Here is an 18,418-nt window from a genome sequence, read left to right on the forward strand (position 1 = left end):
ATGAGCATACAAAGAATTAGCCAACATCCTAGTACAAGTCAGAAGCAGCCTATTGAAGTAGGCATGGTTGACTTAGTCGGTGCCGGACCTGGCGATCCAGAGCTGCTCACCTTAAAGGCGCTACGCAGCATAGAGCAAGCAGACCTAGTGCTATATGACCGCCTAGTAAGCGAAGAAATCTTAGCGCTTATCCCTAGCAACACTAAAACTATTTACGTGGGTAAAGCCAAAGCCAATCACTGCATACCGCAAGAGCAACTTAACCTGTATATGGTAGACAAAGCGAAACAGGGTTTACGCATTTGTCGCCTTAAAGGTGGAGACCCGTTTGTCTTTGGTCGTGGCAGTGAAGAGCTTAGCGTATTACATGAGCATGAAGTTCCAGCCCGAGTTATTCCTGGAATTACGGCGGCATCTGGCTGTACTAGCTACGCCGGCATTCCGCTTACTCACCGTGGCTTAGCGACTGGCTGCAGCTTTATTACTGGCCACAAGCAAGATGGCAAATTAGATATCGATTGGGCCCAACTGGCGCAACTCGACCACACCTTAGTTTTTTACATGGGGCTGAGCAGCTTGCCTGAAATCAGCCAACAGCTACAACGTTTTGGAAAGAGTGCAAAGACACCTGCCGCTTTAATAGAAAAAGGCTGCCAAAACGATCAACGCGTTGTTACCGGCCAATTAGACCAGTTACCTACGCTCGCCAGTGAACACCAATTGCAATCCCCTACATTAATTGTAATCGGTGAAGTGGTATCACTGCGCGAGCAACTCAACTGGCTAAGTAAGTTAGACGCGACCCAGAACCAATTTGAATTAGAAAATAGCGCCGCTCTAAGCGCATAGGAGAGAGTACATGGAACGTATCATCGTTGTCGGCAACGGCATGGTTGGTCACCATTTTATCGACCAGCTGATACAGCAAGATAAGTTAGGCCAGGTTCAAGTAACCACTTTCAGTGAAGAGTCGCGCTTAGCGTACGACCGCGTGCAATTATCAAGTTACTTCTCGGGTAAAACCGCTGACGACTTGATGATGACCTCTCCTGAATACTACGACGAACATGGTGTTCAATACTTTGTTAACGACAAAGTGGTAGAAGTGCTACCAGAAGAAAAAATTGTCGTCACTTCAAGCGGTCGTCGCGAAAGCTACGACAAGCTGGTACTTGCTACTGGTTCTTACCCGTTTGTGCCGCCGATTCCGCGCCCAGACGATCAAGCAGCGCAAGAAAACATCTTGGTATACCGCACCATTGAAGATTTAGAAGCTATGACCAAATCGGGCGAAAGCTCAAAAGTTGGTGTAGTAGTTGGTGGTGGTTTACTAGGCTTGGAAGCTGCCAAAGCGCTTAAAGACCTTGGCATGGAAACCCACGTTGTAGAATTTGCACCACGCCTGATGGCAGTGCAAGTATGTGACGGCGGCGGCGCGATTCTTCGCACCAAAATTGAAGAGCTTGGCGTAAAAGTTCATACCGAGAAAAATACCAAAGAAATCGTAGCCGGCGAAAATACTCGCTACCGCATGAACTTTGCAGACGGTAGCAGCTTAGACACCGACATGATTTTGTTCTCGGCAGGTATTCGCCCACAAGATCAGCTAGCTCGCGAAACTGGCCTAGAGCTTGGTCCTCGTGGCGGTGTTGTAATTAATAACCAGTGTCAAACCTCTAACCCAGACATTTACGCCATCGGCGAATGTGCTTTATGGGAAGGTAAAATCTTTGGTCTAGTAGCGCCAGGCTACAGCATGGCTAAAGTAGCGGTTGACCATATCGCTGGCGAGCAAGCTAAAGCCTTCGAAGGTGCAGACATGAGCACCAAGCTTAAGTTAATGGGTGTAGACGTAGCCAGTATTGGTGACGCACACGCAAACACCGAAGGCGCGCTAAGCTACAGCTTGAGCGATGAAGCTCGCCAAGTGTACAAAAAAGTAGTCACCAACGCTGCTGGCGACCGTTTACTCGGTGCCGTATTAGTGGGTGATGCCGACGATTACGGCAACTGGTTGCAACTGTTCCTTAACGACATGCCATTGCCAGTAGCACCGGAATACTTGCTAGTACCATCTTCAGAAGAAGGTGCAGCCTCGGCAATGGGTGTTGAATCTTTACCCGACAGCGCACAAATCTGTTCTTGTTTCGACGTAACCAAAGGACAAATTTGCCAAGCAGTACGTGATGGCGCAACCAGCATGGCCGACATTAAGGCCACTACGGGTGCAGCAACGGGTTGTGGCGGTTGTAGCGCATTAGCCGTTCAAGTGATGAACGCTGAATTAGAAAACCTTGGTGTAGAAGTTAGCAACGACATTTGTGAGCACTTTGCCTATTCACGCGCCGAGCTAGCCGACATTGTTCGAGTTAAGAAAATTAAAACCTTCGAGCAACTGCTAAGCGAATACGGCAGTGGCCACGGTTGTGAAATTTGTAAGCCTGCAGTGGGCTCTATTTTAGCCACCTTCTGGAACGACTACGTTCTTACCGATGACCACATTGCCCTGCAAGATACCAACGATATCTTCTTAGGCAACATGCAAAAAGATGGTACCTACTCAGTAGTACCTCGTGTTCCAGGCGGTGAGATCACTCCAGACAAACTTATCGCCATTGGCGAAGTTGCTAAAGAATATGACCTATACACCAAGATTACCGGTGGCCAACGGGTTGACTTGTTTGGCGCACAATTACACGAGCTACCAAAAATTTGGGGCAAGTTAATTGATGCTGGTTTTGAAACTGGCCACGCTTACGGTAAAGCGTTACGTACTGTTAAATCTTGTGTAGGTTCTACCTGGTGTCGTTACGGCGTGCAAGACAGTGTTGGCATGGCGATTTTATTAGAAAACCGCTACAAGGGCCTACGCGCCCCGCACAAAATTAAGTTTGGTGTGTCAGGGTGTACTCGCGAGTGCGCTGAGGCACAGAGCAAGGATATTGGTGTTATTGCAACAGAGGGCGGTTGGGGTCTGTATGTTTGTGGTAATGGTGGTATGCGCCCTCGACACGCCGACTTATTCGCTACCGATTTAGACGACGTAACCTTAATGCGCTACATCGACCGCGTACTGATGTTCTACGTACGTACTGCCGACCGTTTACAGCGTACTTCGGTATGGTTAGAGAATCTTGAAGGCGGCCTAGATTACCTGAAAGAAGTGATTCTAGACGACAAACTCAACATTTGTGAAGAACTCGAAGCTAACATGAATCACGTAGTAGAGAGCTACCAGTGTGAATGGAAATCTACCATTAGCGACGAGAAAAAACTGCTGCGCTTTAGCCAGTTTATTAACGCCGATGATACCGACACTAGCCTGCAATATGTTCGCGAGCGTGGCCAACGCCGCCCCGCTACCGAAGAAGAACGTATTCAAACCATTGAAATTGTAGAAGCACCATAACAAGGAGAGTGATGATGAGTGAAGTAGCTACAGCAACTTGGACCGAAGTTTGTCGCAAATCGCAGCTTAGCCCAGGAACCGGTGTTTGTGCCTTAGTCAACGGCAAACAAGTCGCCATTTTCTGGGAAGGAATCAGCGACCAGATATTCGCCATAAGTAACTACTGCCCATTTGGCAAAGTGAACATGTTGTCTCGCGGCATTATCGGAGACTTCAAAGGCGAATTAATGGTGGCCTCACCTTTATATAAGCAACGTTTTAGCTTAAAAACCGGCCAATGCCTAGACGACGAAAGCGTCACTATTCCTACCTTCCAAGTGAAGTTAGATGGTGACAGCATCAAAGTCGCCGCTTAATAAAAAGACTTAATAAAAATAATACTAAACCACGCCGTTACGGCGGCGTGGTAGGAACCGCTTTTACTTTTTTAGAGACATTATTATGAGTGCAGAGAAATTTAACCTTTTTTCCTTTACCGGAAAAATGAAGATACTTCACATGAGCTGGATGGCTTTTTTCATTACCTTTTTGGTGTGGTTTAACCACGCGCCATTAATGGGTAGCATCGCAGCTAGCCTAGGCTTAACGTCTAGCCAAATCAAAACCCTACTGATTTTGAACGTAGCCTTAACCATTCCTGCGCGAATTGTTATTGGTATGTTCACCGACCGTTTTGGCCCACGCCTAACCTATTCAACCCTATTGGCAGTGTGTTCAATTCCTTGTTTCATGTTTGCCTTTGCGAATAGCTTTGAGCAAGCCGCTATCGCTCGTTTCTTATTGGGCTTTATTGGCGCGGGCTTTGTAGTAGGTATTCGTATGGTATCGGAGTGGTTCCCAGCTAAAGAGCTAGGCACCGCAGAAGGTATTTACGGCGGTTGGGGTAACTTTGGTAGCGCTGCAGCTGCAATGTCATTACCTACACTAGCCATTGTATTTGGTGGTGAAGATGGCTGGCGTTACGCTGTTGGCCTTACCGGTTTAATCAGCTTGTTGTTCAGTGTGGTTTACTACAAAAACGTAAGCGATACTCCTAAAGGCTCTACTTACTTTAAGCCAAAAAATGTTGGCGCAATGGAAGTAACCACTAAAGGTGACTTTGTATTGCTGCTAATCATGAAAGTGCCAATGTACGCAACACTTGCCTTGCTAGCATGGAAACTATCTCCAGCGGGCGTGAAAATGCTTAGCCAAGAAGTGGTTTACGCCTGTTACGCTGGCCTAGTTGCTTTATACGTTTTGGATTTTTGGAAGACTTACCAAGTAAACAAAAACATCTTTGTTAAGCCAGTTCCAGAGATTGAACAGTACAAATTTAAGCAAGTAGCGGTACTAAACGTATTGTACTTCGCCACCTTTGGTTCAGAGCTAGCGGTAGTATCTATGCTGCCATTGTTCTTTAGCGAAGTATTCGAATTAGACATGGTTTACGCTGGTCTACTTGCCTCTGCGTATGCCTTTATGAACTTGGCTTCACGCCCAGGTGGCGGTTGGATTTCTGACCGATTTGGCCGTAAGAAAACCCTATTAGTATTAACTGCTGGTTTAGCCTTAGGTTACTTTGGTATGGGTCAAATTGACGGAACTTGGCCGCTATTCTTAGCAGTAGCTATGGCAATGGCATGTTCATTCTTTGTACAAGCTGGTGAAGGCGCAGTATTTGCCGCAGTTCCGCTAATTAAGCGTCGCTTAACTGGCCAAATTGCTGGTATGACAGGCGCATACGGTAACGTAGGTGCAGTATTCTACTTAACCGTGTTAAGCCTTGTAAGCTACCAAGCGTTCTTCTACGTGATTGGCGCAACGGCAGTGCTAGGCTTTATCGCCTTATTGCTTCTAGAAGAGCCGAAGGGCACTATTGCTGAAGTAGGCCCAGATGGTGAAGTAACGCTAATCAACGTTAGCTAAGCCGGCCCCGTATAGCGGCGTGCACCTTAATTGGTCACGCTGCTTACCTCAAGGAAGCGATCTTAGTGAGCCAAGAACAACACACTGCAACGGCTTCGCCGACAAGCAGTAACCGAGTTAGTAACAGCGAAAAAGCATCCTCTGAAGCTAGCAACAAGTTGGAGGCGTCCTTTGGTGGCGCCTCCATTTCTGGTCCTAAACCAGAAAACCAAGACGCCTGCGTAGCCAAAATCCCCGAACCTTGGACCCGATATTACAAAGGCATTGTGGCGATATTAGCCGATGGTTTAAGCAGCGCCGAGCACGCCAAAATGGCCGCGCAAATATCTGTTACCCAATTTGTTGAAGACTACTACGCCACCCCAGAGAGCTGGTCGGTCAATAAATCCACTGCTCAGGTAGCAAAATCTCTTAACAATTGGCTATTTCAACAAGGCAAACAAACTGGCTCCTACGCTTGTACCCTTTCTACACTAATTATTAAATCACGAGTCGCGCACCTGTTTCATGTTGGTGATAGCCGTATTTATCGCTTTCGTGCTGGTAAGTTGCGCCAACTCACTCGTGACCACGTGCAAATTCGCGGCAAGCAAAAAAACCACTTAACCCGCGCCATGGGAGTAGATTCTAGCCTAGAGTTAGATTACTCCACCCGCACCGTAGAAAGCGGTGATATCTTCATGCTTACCAGTGATGGCGTGCATGATGCCCTAAGCGAACAACAACTGCTTAAGCTCCTCCAAGCCAAATTTTCCAGTTTAGAAGAACAAGCCAGCGCCATTGTTAACGCCGCAGAACTAGCCGGCAGTGACGACAACATTAGCGCCATGCTAGTAAATGTTGATAACGTGCCAGAAGCCGAGCTTGATGAAAGCCGCGCGCAATTATTGCACCTGCCTATTCCTCCAGTGATGTCGGTGGGCAATAAAATTGACCAATACCGAGTCAGCGAAATTTTACATACTAGCCCGCGTAGCCACGTGTATTTAGTTGAAGAGTTAGATAAACAAGGCAACAGCAACGGCAGAGTACGCATTCTAAAAGCCCCCGACGCCAGCATGGCAGACGACCAAGAGTATTTTGCTGGTTTTGCCCGTGAAGAGTGGGTGGGCAGAGTAGTAAGCAACCCTTACATTATGCGCACCTTCGAGCCGATAGGTACTCGCCGTTTCCGTTATCTTATCGCTGAGTACGTACCAGGCATTACTCTGCGCCAATGGATGGACAAGCACCCTCACCCACCCATTCAGCAAGTAGTGCGAATGCTAGAAAAACTGGCCAAAGCCCTGCGCGCCCTGCGCCGTTACGAAATGGTGCATCGCGACTTAAAGCCAGAAAACATTATTATTACCGCCGACGACCAGCTAAAACTGGTGGACTTTGGCACTGTGCAATCTGCCGAACAATTAGAACAAAATGAGAAAAACTCCACGCCGGTAGGCTCGGTGCAATACATTGCGCCCGAGTATTTGGTGGGCGAAACCGGCCGCCACCGTAGCGACATTTTCTCTTTTGCGGTGATAGCCTACGAAATGCTGTCGGGTAACTTGCCTTACAAACAAGCTAGTCGCGAGCAAATTGCCCAGCGACATTACAGCGATTGGCATTATCAAAATATTCAGCATTTTCGCAATGACATGCCCGACTGGCTAGACGCCGCTTTAGAGCAAGGCTGTCACCCTAAGCCGCAACAACGCTACCAAAGCTTGTCGGAGCTTATTCATGACTTACAACATGCTAATCCCAAGCTTAAAGCCAGCTACCAAGCCAAACCCTTAATCGAGCGTAATCCGGTGCGTTTTTGGCAATCAACCACGGTATTTTTACTGGTGGTAGTGATTTGGCAATGGGCTAGCCAACTAAGTTAACCTCAACTAGGGTTAAATGGCATTGAAATAGAAAGACTTTTTCGATTGCATTCATTTAAACAACTCAATGCTGGGATTAAAGTGAATAGCAAGGCGAACATGTGCTGCAATAGCGAGCTATTGTAAGCATGTTCAACGCGGCTAAGCGCTTTTAGAACAGTGTTGAGCAAGGTCTACTAACCCGAGCTGAGGTTAAGTTAACTTTCATAAGCATAAAGTTGATTTACATAAAGGCTTAGCCCCTGCTAAGTGCCTACTATAAGCGCAATTTCTTGCTAGTTTGTGGTCAGCATGTCGTCTTCTACTCAAAGTAAAACCTTACAAAAAGGCTTATTTGGTATGGCCTTGCCTATTTTTGGCGAGTTTATGCTGAACATGTCGGTGCCGGTATTTGACGCGCTATTCCTTAGCCAAGTCTCCGATCAAGCGGCTGCATCGGTAGGTGCAGTTATGCCTTGGTTCTCTATGGCCATTGTATTCTTCTCGGCCACTGGCATAGCCGGTGCTAGCCTCGCATCACAATACATGGGCAAACAAAACTACCAGCGCGCCAACCTTATCCTGGCAGGCTTAATATTGTTGGGCGTAATGGCAGGGCTGCTGTGCGGTTTATTCTTTATTACTCAAGCTAGCAATATTGGCCAGTGGATGAGCCTGCCCGCAGACATGAGTGAGTTGGCGGCAGAATACTTAGTATTAGCGGGGGCAGGTATTGGTTTTATGGGTTTGCGCATGACCCTAGCCAACATTTGTAATAGCTACGGGCAATCGCATTGGAACACTATTTCAGCGGCATTAATGCTAGTCACCAATATTATTGGTAATGGCATATTAGTATTGGGTTGGTTTGGCGCAACTCCCATGGGCGTAAGCGGGGTTGCTTTAGCCAGCTTAATTGCTTGGTCGCTTAGCCTTAGCTTTAGCTTGCTGGTAGTACTATTTTTGATCAAGGTGAAGCTTCCTTTAGCACAAGCGATTAAACAACCCAGCCTTAGCCTTAAACCCATTCTAAAAATTGCGGTGCCTTCGGCGCTTGAGCCCTTCTCTTATCAAAGCTTTGTAATGGTCATGAACTTAATGATCGTCCAATTTGGCGAGGTAGAGCTTACCGTCCGCATTTATGCGCTAAACATCTACGTTTACTGCACCATGATGTTAGTGGCCATTGGTATTGCTAATACCATGTTAGTGACCCAGCTAGCAGGCGCAGGACACTTTGAACGCTGCCATCAACAAATGCGTCAAGGCTTGCGCTGGGGCCTAATAGCCGTGGGCATAGTGGCCAGCATTATCTTTATCTTTCACCAAAGCTTACTGGGTTTATTTACCAGTAACCCTGAAGTGCTCGCCCTAGGCGTAGTGGTGTGTTTAATTCACAGTATTAATGAGCCCTTAAGGGCAATTAACATTATTAGTGGCAATGTATTGCGCGGTTGTGGTGACGCGATATTTGTAACGGGCAACGCCATTGCGGTTACTTGGTTATTTTCGGTACCACTGGCCTACTTTACCGGGGTGTATTTAGGCTATGGCTTGTACGCAGTATTGCTAGCAGGAGTGGTAGATGAGTTCCTACGCAGCCAAATAAACTGGCGACGTTGGAAAAGCGATAGGTGGAAGCGGAAGTTAGCACCGGACTAATAGGAGTTAACGCCGTAGCGTAGCTGCCTCCACTTCACCACTTTGTAATGCCATTTATATATCATTTATTTCTTGTCTCATTTGTTGAAGCAGCCGCTTAGAATACATTTGTAGTTCATTACCTAATTTAGATGCCTTACTTTGAAACAGCTCAGTTTTCTCTGTTTGTTGCTTCATAATAATGCCAGTGAAATCACTCATGTATTCGTTGGTTATATCGAACATTTCTTGGTTTAATGATTCGATCTTTTCAAATGTTTCAAGCATTTCATCTGTGGCGATTAATTTAAGTCTGTTTGATTCGTATTTCAGCTTTGTCACATCTTGAAGGCCTTCGTTCATCAGAGACAGTGTTTGAGAACTCAAATACTCTATGGCTGCTCGTTCCCTTTGTTTATCCCCTGACTCAGTTGCAGCCATGTACTCACTAAAATAACTTTCAAAAATGGGCTGCATTCTAGCAGGCATCTCAACCTGATTTTTCTTACCAAATGCATCCAAGTCAGTGACATATTGGCTATATTGAGTGGCCTTCAGATCGAACAACTTAAGTCGTCTATCTGAATTAAACCTCAAATCCTGCTCTAGAAATTTAAGCTGTCTTTCGTGTTGTTGCTTATTGAAGTATGCAAACAGAATCCAACCGATATTGACAAGTCCAAATACCCACGCATAAAACCCTGGATTCTCTTGTATTAAACTGTATATGTATTGCATGACTCACCTTTAGGTCAACGCCCACATTTGCGACTGGTTTGGAGCTCAGCGGAAAACCATTCCGACAACATGCGCTTGTTAGGCATTTACGCTACGCTCCATTTTTTGAACTACTAGATCACGAACCTTTGCCGAAAGAAAGTGTGAAGGAATGTACTTTAGGCTGTACGAGCGACGTGACGGTCTAGCAGTTTCTCTAATGAAATTTAGAATTACTTGAGCATGTTCTATATCCCATGCCCACAATAACTCACCTCGGATTTCCCACTGCCAATACGCATCATTTGGCCAATTTAACTTGTGCTTTCTATTCGAGTGGCAATTAGAACACTGAATTAGACCATTAGTCAGCAACGGATAGCAGACTTTGCCAGCATCACCTCCGCCTCTGAGATATTGGTTTGGTCCAGAAGGTGCTTTCCAACTTACTTGAGACGGAAACCTTCTAGTACAGTCCAGCCACCCCACTGATGCTTTGGTCTTGTCTCGTCGGGACGAATCTCGTTTTTCGACAAGAACTCAAATGGCTCTTCAAATTTTGCTAAGCCTCCACAATCAGGACACTTTATGTCTATTGGCTCGTACTTCATTTTTGGTGTTTAACTGTTTCTTAAGAGGAAAAACTCCTTGTTTAAACAATGGAGTTTTCTCTTATCGTACAATTCATAATAACCAGATTATCACTTTTTCTAAGCTACATCAGTCATCTACTTCGTAAAATAATAAAAACATCAGCATAAAAGGATTCAAACTGCTGTGGAAAGAAGGATTGACGCAAAAAGTAATGCAACATGTATATGTTAGCTTTCCTTACTCCCCCCTTTCATTAACCTGAGTCACGCAAGTGCTAAGCGATTAAGCCGAGCATTGTATGAGCGTAGCGAGTTGCACAGGCACGCTTGCTACTGAGTAAGGAAGGATAAAGATAATGCGGGCAGCCTTTCTTTTGCTTCGTAGGCTTTAGCTGCCAAAGCTTATGAAGTCGCCGAGAGGCCAAAATCGATACAGCAGACAAGTTTATTGCTTGCCAGCACGCAGAACTAGCTTGGCTCAATCTGCTTAATATGGCGATTAACCGAGAACCACGAGGCGCCTAAACCTAACAAGGTCGCAAACAGGATTAACCAGCCAAATTCTTGAACATTTAAGCCCGATAGGTAAATGTCTTGCTGGTATAACAAGCCGATTTGCTGCAAGGCATATTCGGTCCAAATCAGCAGAATATTACACAGCACCCACGCCATTAATCCGCCTACTATGCCAAACCAGAAACCGGTATATAGAAATGGCCGCTGAATAAAGGCGTCGGTAGCACCGACTAATTTCATAACTTCAATTTCGTTGCGGCGATTAAGAATATTCAGCCGCAGGGTATTACTTACGATTAAGGCCACTGCGGTTAGCAACAAGATAATGAGTAACCACGCTGCCTGCTGCAGCATGCTTACAATGGTGTCTAAGCGTTGTAACCATTCAACATCTAAGCGCCCCTCTTCTACTAAGCTGTGTTCTTGCAAACTCTCTAGCAGCTTTTTGGCTGCACTTGCCGTGCTAAATTCGGCGCTAGGTAAAACCAGCAATACATCGGGTAAGGGGTTTTCTGGCAGTAAAGCCAATACGTCTTCAAAACCGCTGTTGGCTTGAAACTCGGCCAAGCCCTGTTGTTTAGTGACCAGCTCTACTGCAGCAACTTGCTGCATACTGGCGATATTCTTTTGCAATAAATCGCGCTGCTTTTCGGTGACGTTTTGCTTTAAGAACAGACTAATTTGCGCGTCGCTTTTCCAATACGCGGTAAGCTGTTGCACATTCTTGGTTGCTAAGTAAAAACTTGCTGGCAGCGCCAAACAAACACCAATCACCGCCAAGGTAAGCATTGAGCTAGCAGGAGTGCGCCAAAGCTCACCTAAACTGGCAATACATTGCTGTAGGTGACGAACCCAAAACATCATAAAGCGCACTGGTAACGCCACTTTTACTTGCGGTTTAGCGCCAGCCATTACTGCACCTCCGCAGCTTGTGAGGCATCAAGCAGCTGGCCATTTTGCAAAATTAGCCGCTGATAATGCATCTTAGCGATAAGGCTTAAATCGTGACTGGCGATAAGCACCGCTACCCCCACTCGATTGAATTCTTCAAATAAGCGGAAAATTTCTAGAGACAGTGCTGGGTCTAAGTTACCGGTTGGCTCATCGGCTATCAAAATGGCAGGTTTGTTGACGACTGCACGGGCAATGCCTACGCGCTGTTGTTCACCACCAGAAAGAATAACCGGGGTGCAATTAGCTTTGTCGAGCAAGCCTACTTTATCTAGGGCAGCGGCCACACGGCGTTTAATGTTGCCCATGCTGTAGCCTTCAATCACTAATGGTAAAGCAACGTTGTCGAATACCGTGCGATCCATTAGCAATTTGTGGTCTTGGAAAATCACCCCCATTTGACGGCGGAGGTAAGGAATTTTTCGATGGGTGATACGGCTAATGTCGTCGCCGTTAACCCATACCTTGCCATCGCTGGGGCGTTCCATAGCGGTGATAAGTTTAAGCAAGGTGCTTTTTCCTGCGCCAGAGTGGCCGGTTAAAAACGCCATTTTTCCCTGTTCTAATTGAAACGACACCTTTTGTAAGGCGCGTTGGCTACCTGGATAAATTTTACTTACTTGCTCAAACCGGATCATTCCTAGACCTTTTTTACTGTTTAGGCAGCCTTTAACTAAGCTTCTTCACTCTCTTCGTTGCTAAAGAGCGCATCAACAAAGGGTTGTGACTCAAACTCACGTAAATCATCAATGCCTTCACCCACACCAATATAACGAATTGGCAAAGCAAATTTGTCGGCTAGAGCGAAAATCACCCCGCCCTTAGCGGTGCCGTCTAACTTAGTAAGCGTTAGCCCCGTTAGCCCTACCGCTTGGTTAAACAAATTAGCTTGGCTAATGGCGTTTTGGCCGGTGCTGGCATCAATGGTTAGCATAATTTCATGAGGAGCAGCATCGTCGAGCTTCTTCATAACTCGAACAATTTTTTTCAACTCTTCCATTAAGTGCGCTTTATTTTGCAAGCGACCTGCGGTATCGGCAATCAATACATCTACATTTCGTGACTTAGCTGCTTGAAATGCATCGAAAATTACCGATGCGCTGTCGGCGCCAGTGTGCTGGGCAATCACCGGGATCTTGTTACGCTCACCCCAAACTTGCAGCTGCTCTACCGCCGCGGCACGGAAAGTATCGCCAGCAGCTAACATTACCGATTTACCTTGGCTTTGGTATTGTTTGGCAAGTTTACCAATGGTGGTGGTTTTACCTACGCCGTTTACCCCAACCATTAAGATAACAAAGGGGCCGTCGCTATTGTCTAGATCTAAAGGCGCTTCTGCCTGATTAAGCATGCTGGCCATATCTAGCTTTAACTGCTGGTAAAGTGCTTCACCGTCTTTTAGCTCACTGCGTTTAACGTGGCTAGTGAGGTTTTCGATAATTTTTAGGGTGGTATCTACGCCGACATCTGCCACCAATAACTGTTCTTCGAGTTCTTCGAACAGATCGTCGTCGATCTTTCTCCCTTTAAACAGAGAGAAGAATCCCCAACCAAAGTTTTTACGGGTGCGCCTTAAACCGGCACGCAAACGGGCGAATAGGCCCATTTTTTTCACCGGTTCTGCGGCGTCTGAAGATGCGGCTTGTTCTGCTTCTTGCTCAGTGTCTTGTTCGGCCTCTTGTTCGGCTTGAGCCGCTAGCTCAGCCTCAGCCTGCGCTTCTCGCTCGGCTTGGGCTTCTCGTTCTGCTTGAGCCTCTCGTTCAGCTTGGGCTTCGCGTTCTGCTTGGGCTTCGCGTTCTGCTTGCGCTTCTCGCTCGGCTTGAGCTTCTCGCTCAGCTTGCGCTTCTCGCTCGGCTTGAGCTTCTCGTTCTGCTTGGGCTTCGCGCTCTGCTTGGGCTTCTCGTTCTGCTTGGGCTTCTCGTTCTGCTTGGGCTTCGCGTTCTGCTTGAGCTTCTCGCTCTGCTTGGGCTTCTCGTTCGGCTTGAGCTTCGCGCTCGGCTTGGGCTTCGCGTTCGGCTTGAGCTTCTCGTTCGGCTTGGGCTTCTCGTTCGGCTTGGGCTTCTCGTTCTGCTTTGGCGTCTAGTTCAGCCTGCTGAGTATCTTGCTGTTCTGTGCTGGGATCGCTTGGTTGTTGTTGCTCATCATCTTTTTTTCGGCCAAACCAAGAGAATAGGCCCTTCTTTTTTGCCATTACTGCAAAACCTTTTTTACCTGTAAACGACGTTGGCTGTTACAATGCCAAGGTCCAATCAATATTGCTCGAATATTATCACAGTTTCTCAATGGTCTAAGTAAATGGCACGGCTTTCCTCAAGAAAACATTCAAATCAAAGCAACAAATCGAATAATGGCAGCGGTCAGGTACGAATAATCGCCGGCCAATGGCGCGGGCGCAAGCTCAAGGTGCTGAATAGCCAAGGCTTACGCCCCACTACTGATAGAGTTAAAGAAACCGTATTTAACTGGTTAAGCCCCTATTTACACAATAGCCACTGTTTAGATCTTTTCGCAGGAAGTGGCAGCTTGGGCTTTGAGGCTTTATCTCGTTTTGCCAGCTTCACCACCTTTGTGGAAAAAGACCCGCAAGCGGCCAAGCAACTTAAGGCCAATTTGCAAGTATTGGACCTAGGCAGCGAGCAAGCAAAACTTATCAACCAAGATGCTTTGCAATGGCTAAAGCAAACGCCTAGTGAAGCCTATGACATTGTATTTATTGACCCACCATTTCGCTGCGACCTTCTCGCGCCAAGCTGCGCCATGCTCAATGACAATGGCTGGCTTAAAGCCGATGCGCTGGTATACCTTGAGTTCGAGAATGAAGCCAACGAACCAGAGTTACCCGCTAACTGGCACTGCATTAAAGAAAAGCAAGCAGGCCAAGTTAGCTACCGTTTATATCAATTAACTTAAGAGCCCTATTATGTTCATAAAAATTGGCAAACTTTTTATGGCTGCCATGTGGTTAGCTATGCTGCTTAGTCCAATGATCTTTGTTCCTCCCTACAATTGGATTTTGCCACTAGTAGGTGGATTTTTGTTGCTGCTACATGGGGTGCAGCTCTTGTCGATACGCGGCACTTTAGTTGAAGCAGGCGTATTAAAGAAAGGCGATAACCTGCAAATTTTGTTTTTCGGCTTTTTTGCTATGTGGCAGATTCACAAACGTATGACAGGAAAAGATTCTTGATTGCTAGCCGCCTGTTATTGGCAAGTATTTGCTTGCTAAGCTTGCCTAGCTGGGCAATGAGCGTAACGGTTATTGATGATGCAAAACATCAACGTAGCGGCGCATGGACTCAAGTATTGCCTTACGCTTATTACACTGAAAACTTACAGTGGGGTGTAGGCGTTGGCGTTGGCGCAGCTGGGCATATTCAACCTAGTTCTAGCTTGGTGGCTACGGCCACTGTAACCAGCAACAACAGCTGGATGGGCTTTTTGTATAGCGGTGACTACCAAATGCCTTTTGCCGACCGAATATTTTTTGATACCACCCTTTATCAAACCAACTTCACTCGCGACCCACAATATATTAACGGTAATCAAGATTACCCAGGCGAGCGAGCGGGCAGTAACGATTCAAGCCAAAACAACCGCGTTTACACCCATAGCCAAGGTCAAGAGTACCGCTTTAGATTTCGCTATTTGTTGCCCTTAGGTCACGGAAAAGACTCGGCAGTACATACCTTTAGAGTAAAACGTGGCGAGGTAATGGAAGGCTATGAAGCCGGTGCTAAAGAATGGAATCCACTAACCAGTGGACGCACCATCATTCAGTTAGAGCCTTTTTATTGGAAGCAAGATGTTGGTGAATATAATCAGCTGCAGCAATCAAATACCTCAGCGGGTCTAACCCTTGAGCTGGAATACGATAACCGAAATTATCATCAAAACCCTACCGCAGGCAGCCGACAAAAACTCAATGTAAGCCGCGATTGGGGAGATAGCGAACGCCCTTCTTGGACAATGTGGGAGTTTTCGGCGGCTAAGTACATCAGCCTGCCACAAACCTCGTGGGCACAAAGCCAAGTGCTAGCCTTTGGCATGGCCACCTCTGACACCCCTACTTGGAATCACAGTTCTTACAATAATGGAGAGCAGCAATTCCATCGGCCTGCTTGGTTTGCCGGCTCACGTTTAGGCGGCATGGACCGACTAAAAGGTTACGAAACCGCCCGTTATCATGATCGCTCAATGATCTACTACTCGGCGGAATATCGCTTTACCCCGAATTGGAATCCGCTTCCTAAAGTGCCTATCGTGAACTGGTTTAACGTGCCGGCTTGGTATTGGGTCGCCTTTGCCGAAATAGGCCGAGTAGCCGATGAATACAACTTATCGACACTGCATAAAGACATGAAGTACAGTGTTGGCGGTAGCCTAAGGGTAATGTTAGAAGGGATTGTATTGCGTGGTGATTTCGCCACCAGTGGCGATGACAGTATCTTTCGTTTGGGTATCAACCACCCTTTTTAGTCAGCTTAGCTAAACTGTGCGGATTACTTGTGTTAGCCAGTAATCCGCAGCCTTTTGGTGCAGCCTATAGCGACTGCCAATAGTCGGCGATGCCATCAAGGAACATTTGCACAGCTAGCATAATCAGCAGCATTCCCATTAAGCGCTCCATCGCTTTTAAGCCTTTCTCGCCTAACAGCCTTAATATTACACCGCTAAATAAGAAGATAACTACGCTAATTCCCCAAGCCATCAATAGGGCTAAGGACCAATCGAGCATTCGGCTTCCATCTTGATTTGCTAACAGCATCAGTGAAGCCAATACTGACGGGCCAGCGATCATCGGGATTGCCATAGGCACTAAAAACGGTTCTTCGCCTGCGGCTAAGCCAGCGACTCCACCAGGCTGAGGGAAAATCATTTTTAAGGCAATGAGGAAAAGAATCACCCCGCCAGCAATACTCACCGCTTCTTGGCGAAGGTTTAAAAAGCCTAAAATCTGCTCGCCAGCAAACAAAAAGGCAAACATAACGGTAAGGGCAAATACTAACTCTCGCAGTAATACTATTCGCCGACGTTTTGGCTCAAGATGCTTGACCATGCTAAGGAATACCGGCAGGTTTCCTAGCGGATCCATAATCAAAAACAACATCACTGCTGCTGATAACATATCCATTGGCTAACTCACTAACTAACGACAATTTTGTCTAAGAAATAAAAAAGAGCCAGAGCATAACACCCTGACTCTCTTATAGCTTAGCTTTATTTACGGTTTGTAAACGACTTTTACCGCATCGGTTACGTCGGCTTCATCAACGTAAGCAACAGCCGCTGCGTTACCCGCCACTTCCGATACTGCAACCGATGGAGACGCTGCCGTTTTAGGTGGCTTAGCTTTACCGGTGAAGATTAACTTAGACCAATAAGCCTGCAGTTGCGCTTCACTTTTTCCGGTAGCTGCATCGTGAAAGCTAGCACGTAGTGCGTCGCCTTCTTTATACTCGATAACCACTGGTGGAGTACCGTTAGGTAACTTTTTAAGTTTGCCTAAAAACAGTTTTTTCACTTCTGCTTTTGATAAAGCATCAGGGCCTGCTGGGTTAGCAATAACCACTGGTGCAGCCAAACTACTTAAGCTAAATATGCTCAAAGAAAGAGCCAATAAAAGATTTTTCATGACTCCTCCTAAAATACGCCGTCAAATACGATGCTGTAAACCGTGGTGCTATCTTCTGTAGCTCCAGCAACTTTGCTTTCAAGTAAACCGTTAGTATCACCAAAACCATTTACTAGAGTTGCATCAAATTTCACCGCTAGGTTAGACAGTAAATCGTAACGTAAACCTAAAGAATACGAGGTGCGTTTACCGTCATAGATGTGCGACGTTGGCAGCAAACCTGGAGAACCTGTCAAACAATCAGACACACAAACAAACTTGCCCTCACGTTCATCGTCATCTTGGGTTTTCATGCCCGCTACTGTGCCGTAAGGCATCGCTTTACCAAAACGGTAGCCCAAGGTTAAGTAGCCAGAATCTACATCAGAATACTGCCCTTCAACAGTGGCGCGAGTCACCTCTGACACTACCAGTAAAGACCCATTATCGTAGCTGAAGCCCGCACCTAAGAAGTCAGATTTGTTTTTATCAGCCAATACCTGTGCATCAGGCTGATTAGTTGGATCAACGGTAATTTTAGTAACACCGTAAACTGCTCGAACGGTGAAATCATCAATCGCCCAAGTAAGGTTGGCACCCAAGATATCGTCGTAGCTTGTGCCATCTTCTTCAGATTGGCCCCAAAAGCCTTGCAGAGTTAGGGTTGAGTTATCAAACTCAAAATCGTAGCTGCCATCAACACCAACAAAGGAGTTAAATGGTACAAAACCATAAACCTCTTCAGGTGGACGGGCCCAAGGCTGGGCGTAACCTACTTCTAGGTAATCTGAGTACATGTACATTGGTAGGCGTAATTTACCGCCGCGCACTGTAATGTAGTTATCAAAAGTGTGTTTTAGATAAGCCCATTCAACCTCTGGGCTGAAGTCATCTTCACCTCGCGCCACTAACTGCACCGTTACACTAGTGCTATCGGCTAAGGCAAAATCACCCTGTAAACCGACTAAAGTAAGATTGTTAAAATCATACTCATCGGTAGATCCTGCATAACCTAGGTTATTGTTTGCCTGATTGATGCCCACGCTGTAGAAACCATTAAAGCTGATTCTATCAAAGGCACTCTCTTGATTTTGTTCACGTAGAACCTGCACCTCTTGCTCGAGATCATTAACTCGTTGCTCGAGAGCTTCGTCTGCCATTACTGCGCCACTCAATAAGCATATTGGTAACGCCTGCCACGCCCTTAAATCCATGGGGCATCTCC

16 protein-coding genes are annotated in these 18,418 nt (G+C 46.5%); 9 read left to right on the top strand and 7 right to left on the bottom strand.

Going from position 1 to position 18,418, the window contains the following annotated elements:
- From cobA to G6R11_RS16300, 6 genes are all read left to right on the top strand, one after another.
- Positions 1 to 849, top strand: a complete 849-nt coding sequence (gene cobA / locus G6R11_RS16275; RefSeq protein WP_163134126.1) for a uroporphyrinogen-III C-methyltransferase — start codon at positions 1 to 3, stop codon at positions 847 to 849.
- Positions 850 to 859: 10 nt separating this feature from the next.
- Positions 860 to 3,409, top strand: a complete 2,550-nt coding sequence (nirB, locus tag G6R11_RS16280; protein ID WP_163134127.1) for a nitrite reductase large subunit NirB — start codon at positions 860 to 862, stop codon at positions 3,407 to 3,409.
- Positions 3,410 to 3,420: 11 nt separating this feature from the next.
- Positions 3,421 to 3,765 carry a nitrite reductase small subunit NirD gene (gene nirD / locus G6R11_RS16285; protein ID WP_163134128.1) on the top strand — a complete coding sequence of 115 codons (345 nt, stop codon included), beginning with the start codon at positions 3,421 to 3,423 and terminating at the stop codon, positions 3,763 to 3,765.
- A gap of 85 nt (positions 3,766 to 3,850) precedes the next feature.
- Entirely contained in the window at positions 3,851 to 5,317 is a 1,467-nt protein-coding gene (locus G6R11_RS16290; protein ID WP_163134129.1) for a NarK family nitrate/nitrite MFS transporter, read from the top strand.
- Positions 5,318 to 5,382: 65 nt separating this feature from the next.
- A complete protein-coding gene (locus G6R11_RS16295; RefSeq protein ID WP_163134130.1) occupies positions 5,383 to 7,185 on the top strand; it encodes a bifunctional protein-serine/threonine kinase/phosphatase in 1,803 nt (600 codons plus the stop codon).
- Between the two features lie 291 nt (positions 7,186 to 7,476).
- Positions 7,477 to 8,826: an MATE family efflux transporter gene (locus G6R11_RS16300; protein WP_163134131.1), complete on the top strand. Its 1,350-nt coding sequence runs from the start codon at positions 7,477 to 7,479 to the stop codon at positions 8,824 to 8,826.
- Positions 8,827 to 8,880: 54 nt separating this feature from the next.
- On the opposite strand, the gene G6R11_RS16305 is transcribed toward G6R11_RS16300, so the two are convergent.
- From G6R11_RS16305 to ftsY, 4 genes are all read right to left on the bottom strand, one after another.
- Entirely contained in the window at positions 8,881 to 9,543 is a 663-nt protein-coding gene (locus G6R11_RS16305; RefSeq protein ID WP_163134132.1) for a hypothetical protein, read from the bottom strand.
- A gap of 1,040 nt (positions 9,544 to 10,583) precedes the next feature.
- Entirely contained in the window at positions 10,584 to 11,543 is a 960-nt protein-coding gene (ftsX, locus tag G6R11_RS16310) for a permease-like cell division protein FtsX (RefSeq protein WP_163134133.1), read from the bottom strand.
- Positions 11,543 to 12,220 carry a cell division ATP-binding protein FtsE gene (gene ftsE / locus G6R11_RS16315; protein ID WP_163134134.1) on the bottom strand — a complete coding sequence of 226 codons (678 nt, stop codon included), beginning with the start codon at positions 12,218 to 12,220 and terminating at the stop codon, positions 11,543 to 11,545. The genes ftsX and ftsE overlap by 1 nt, the downstream gene beginning before the upstream one ends.
- A gap of 35 nt (positions 12,221 to 12,255) precedes the next feature.
- Positions 12,256 to 13,773, bottom strand: coding sequence for a signal recognition particle-docking protein FtsY (gene ftsY, locus G6R11_RS16320; protein WP_163134135.1), 1,518 nt, complete (start codon positions 13,771 to 13,773; stop codon positions 12,256 to 12,258).
- Positions 13,774 to 13,877: 104 nt separating this feature from the next.
- On the opposite strand from ftsY, the gene rsmD reads away from it, so the two are divergent.
- Genes rsmD through G6R11_RS16335 form a run of 3 tightly spaced genes read left to right on the top strand, consistent with a single transcriptional unit; the run spans position 13,878 to position 16,058 of the window.
- Complete coding sequence (gene rsmD / locus G6R11_RS16325; RefSeq protein WP_163134136.1) at positions 13,878 to 14,492, top strand: 16S rRNA (guanine(966)-N(2))-methyltransferase RsmD; 615 nt, start codon at positions 13,878 to 13,880, stop codon at positions 14,490 to 14,492.
- A gap of 10 nt (positions 14,493 to 14,502) precedes the next feature.
- Positions 14,503 to 14,769, top strand: a complete 267-nt coding sequence (locus G6R11_RS16330; RefSeq protein ID WP_163134137.1) for a DUF1145 domain-containing protein — start codon at positions 14,503 to 14,505, stop codon at positions 14,767 to 14,769.
- The gene (locus tag G6R11_RS16335) at positions 14,766 to 16,058 is read left to right on the top strand and encodes a BamA/TamA family outer membrane protein (RefSeq protein ID WP_163134138.1); all 1,293 of its coding nucleotides are present in this window, start codon (positions 14,766 to 14,768) and stop codon (positions 16,056 to 16,058) included. Before G6R11_RS16330 ends, G6R11_RS16335 begins: the two co-directional genes overlap by 4 nt.
- A 64-nt stretch (positions 16,059 to 16,122) precedes the next feature.
- On the opposite strand, the gene G6R11_RS16340 is transcribed toward G6R11_RS16335, so the two are convergent.
- From G6R11_RS16340 to G6R11_RS16350, 3 genes are all read right to left on the bottom strand, one after another.
- Positions 16,123 to 16,713: a YhgN family NAAT transporter gene (locus tag G6R11_RS16340; RefSeq protein ID WP_163134139.1), complete on the bottom strand. Its 591-nt coding sequence runs from the start codon at positions 16,711 to 16,713 to the stop codon at positions 16,123 to 16,125.
- Positions 16,714 to 16,803: 90 nt separating this feature from the next.
- Positions 16,804 to 17,214 (bottom strand): phosphate ABC transporter substrate-binding protein, encoded by a 411-nt coding sequence (locus tag G6R11_RS16345; RefSeq protein WP_163134140.1) that lies wholly within the window; start codon positions 17,212 to 17,214, stop codon positions 16,804 to 16,806.
- Positions 17,215 to 17,222: 8 nt separating this feature from the next.
- Entirely contained in the window at positions 17,223 to 18,407 is a 1,185-nt protein-coding gene (locus G6R11_RS16350) for a hypothetical protein (RefSeq protein WP_163134141.1), read from the bottom strand.
- Between the last annotated feature and the right edge of the window lie 11 nt (positions 18,408 to 18,418).

Origin of the sequence: Agarivorans sp. Alg241-V36, assembly GCF_900537085.1 — a bacterium.
GTDB lineage: Bacteria > Pseudomonadota > Gammaproteobacteria > Enterobacterales > Celerinatantimonadaceae > Agarivorans.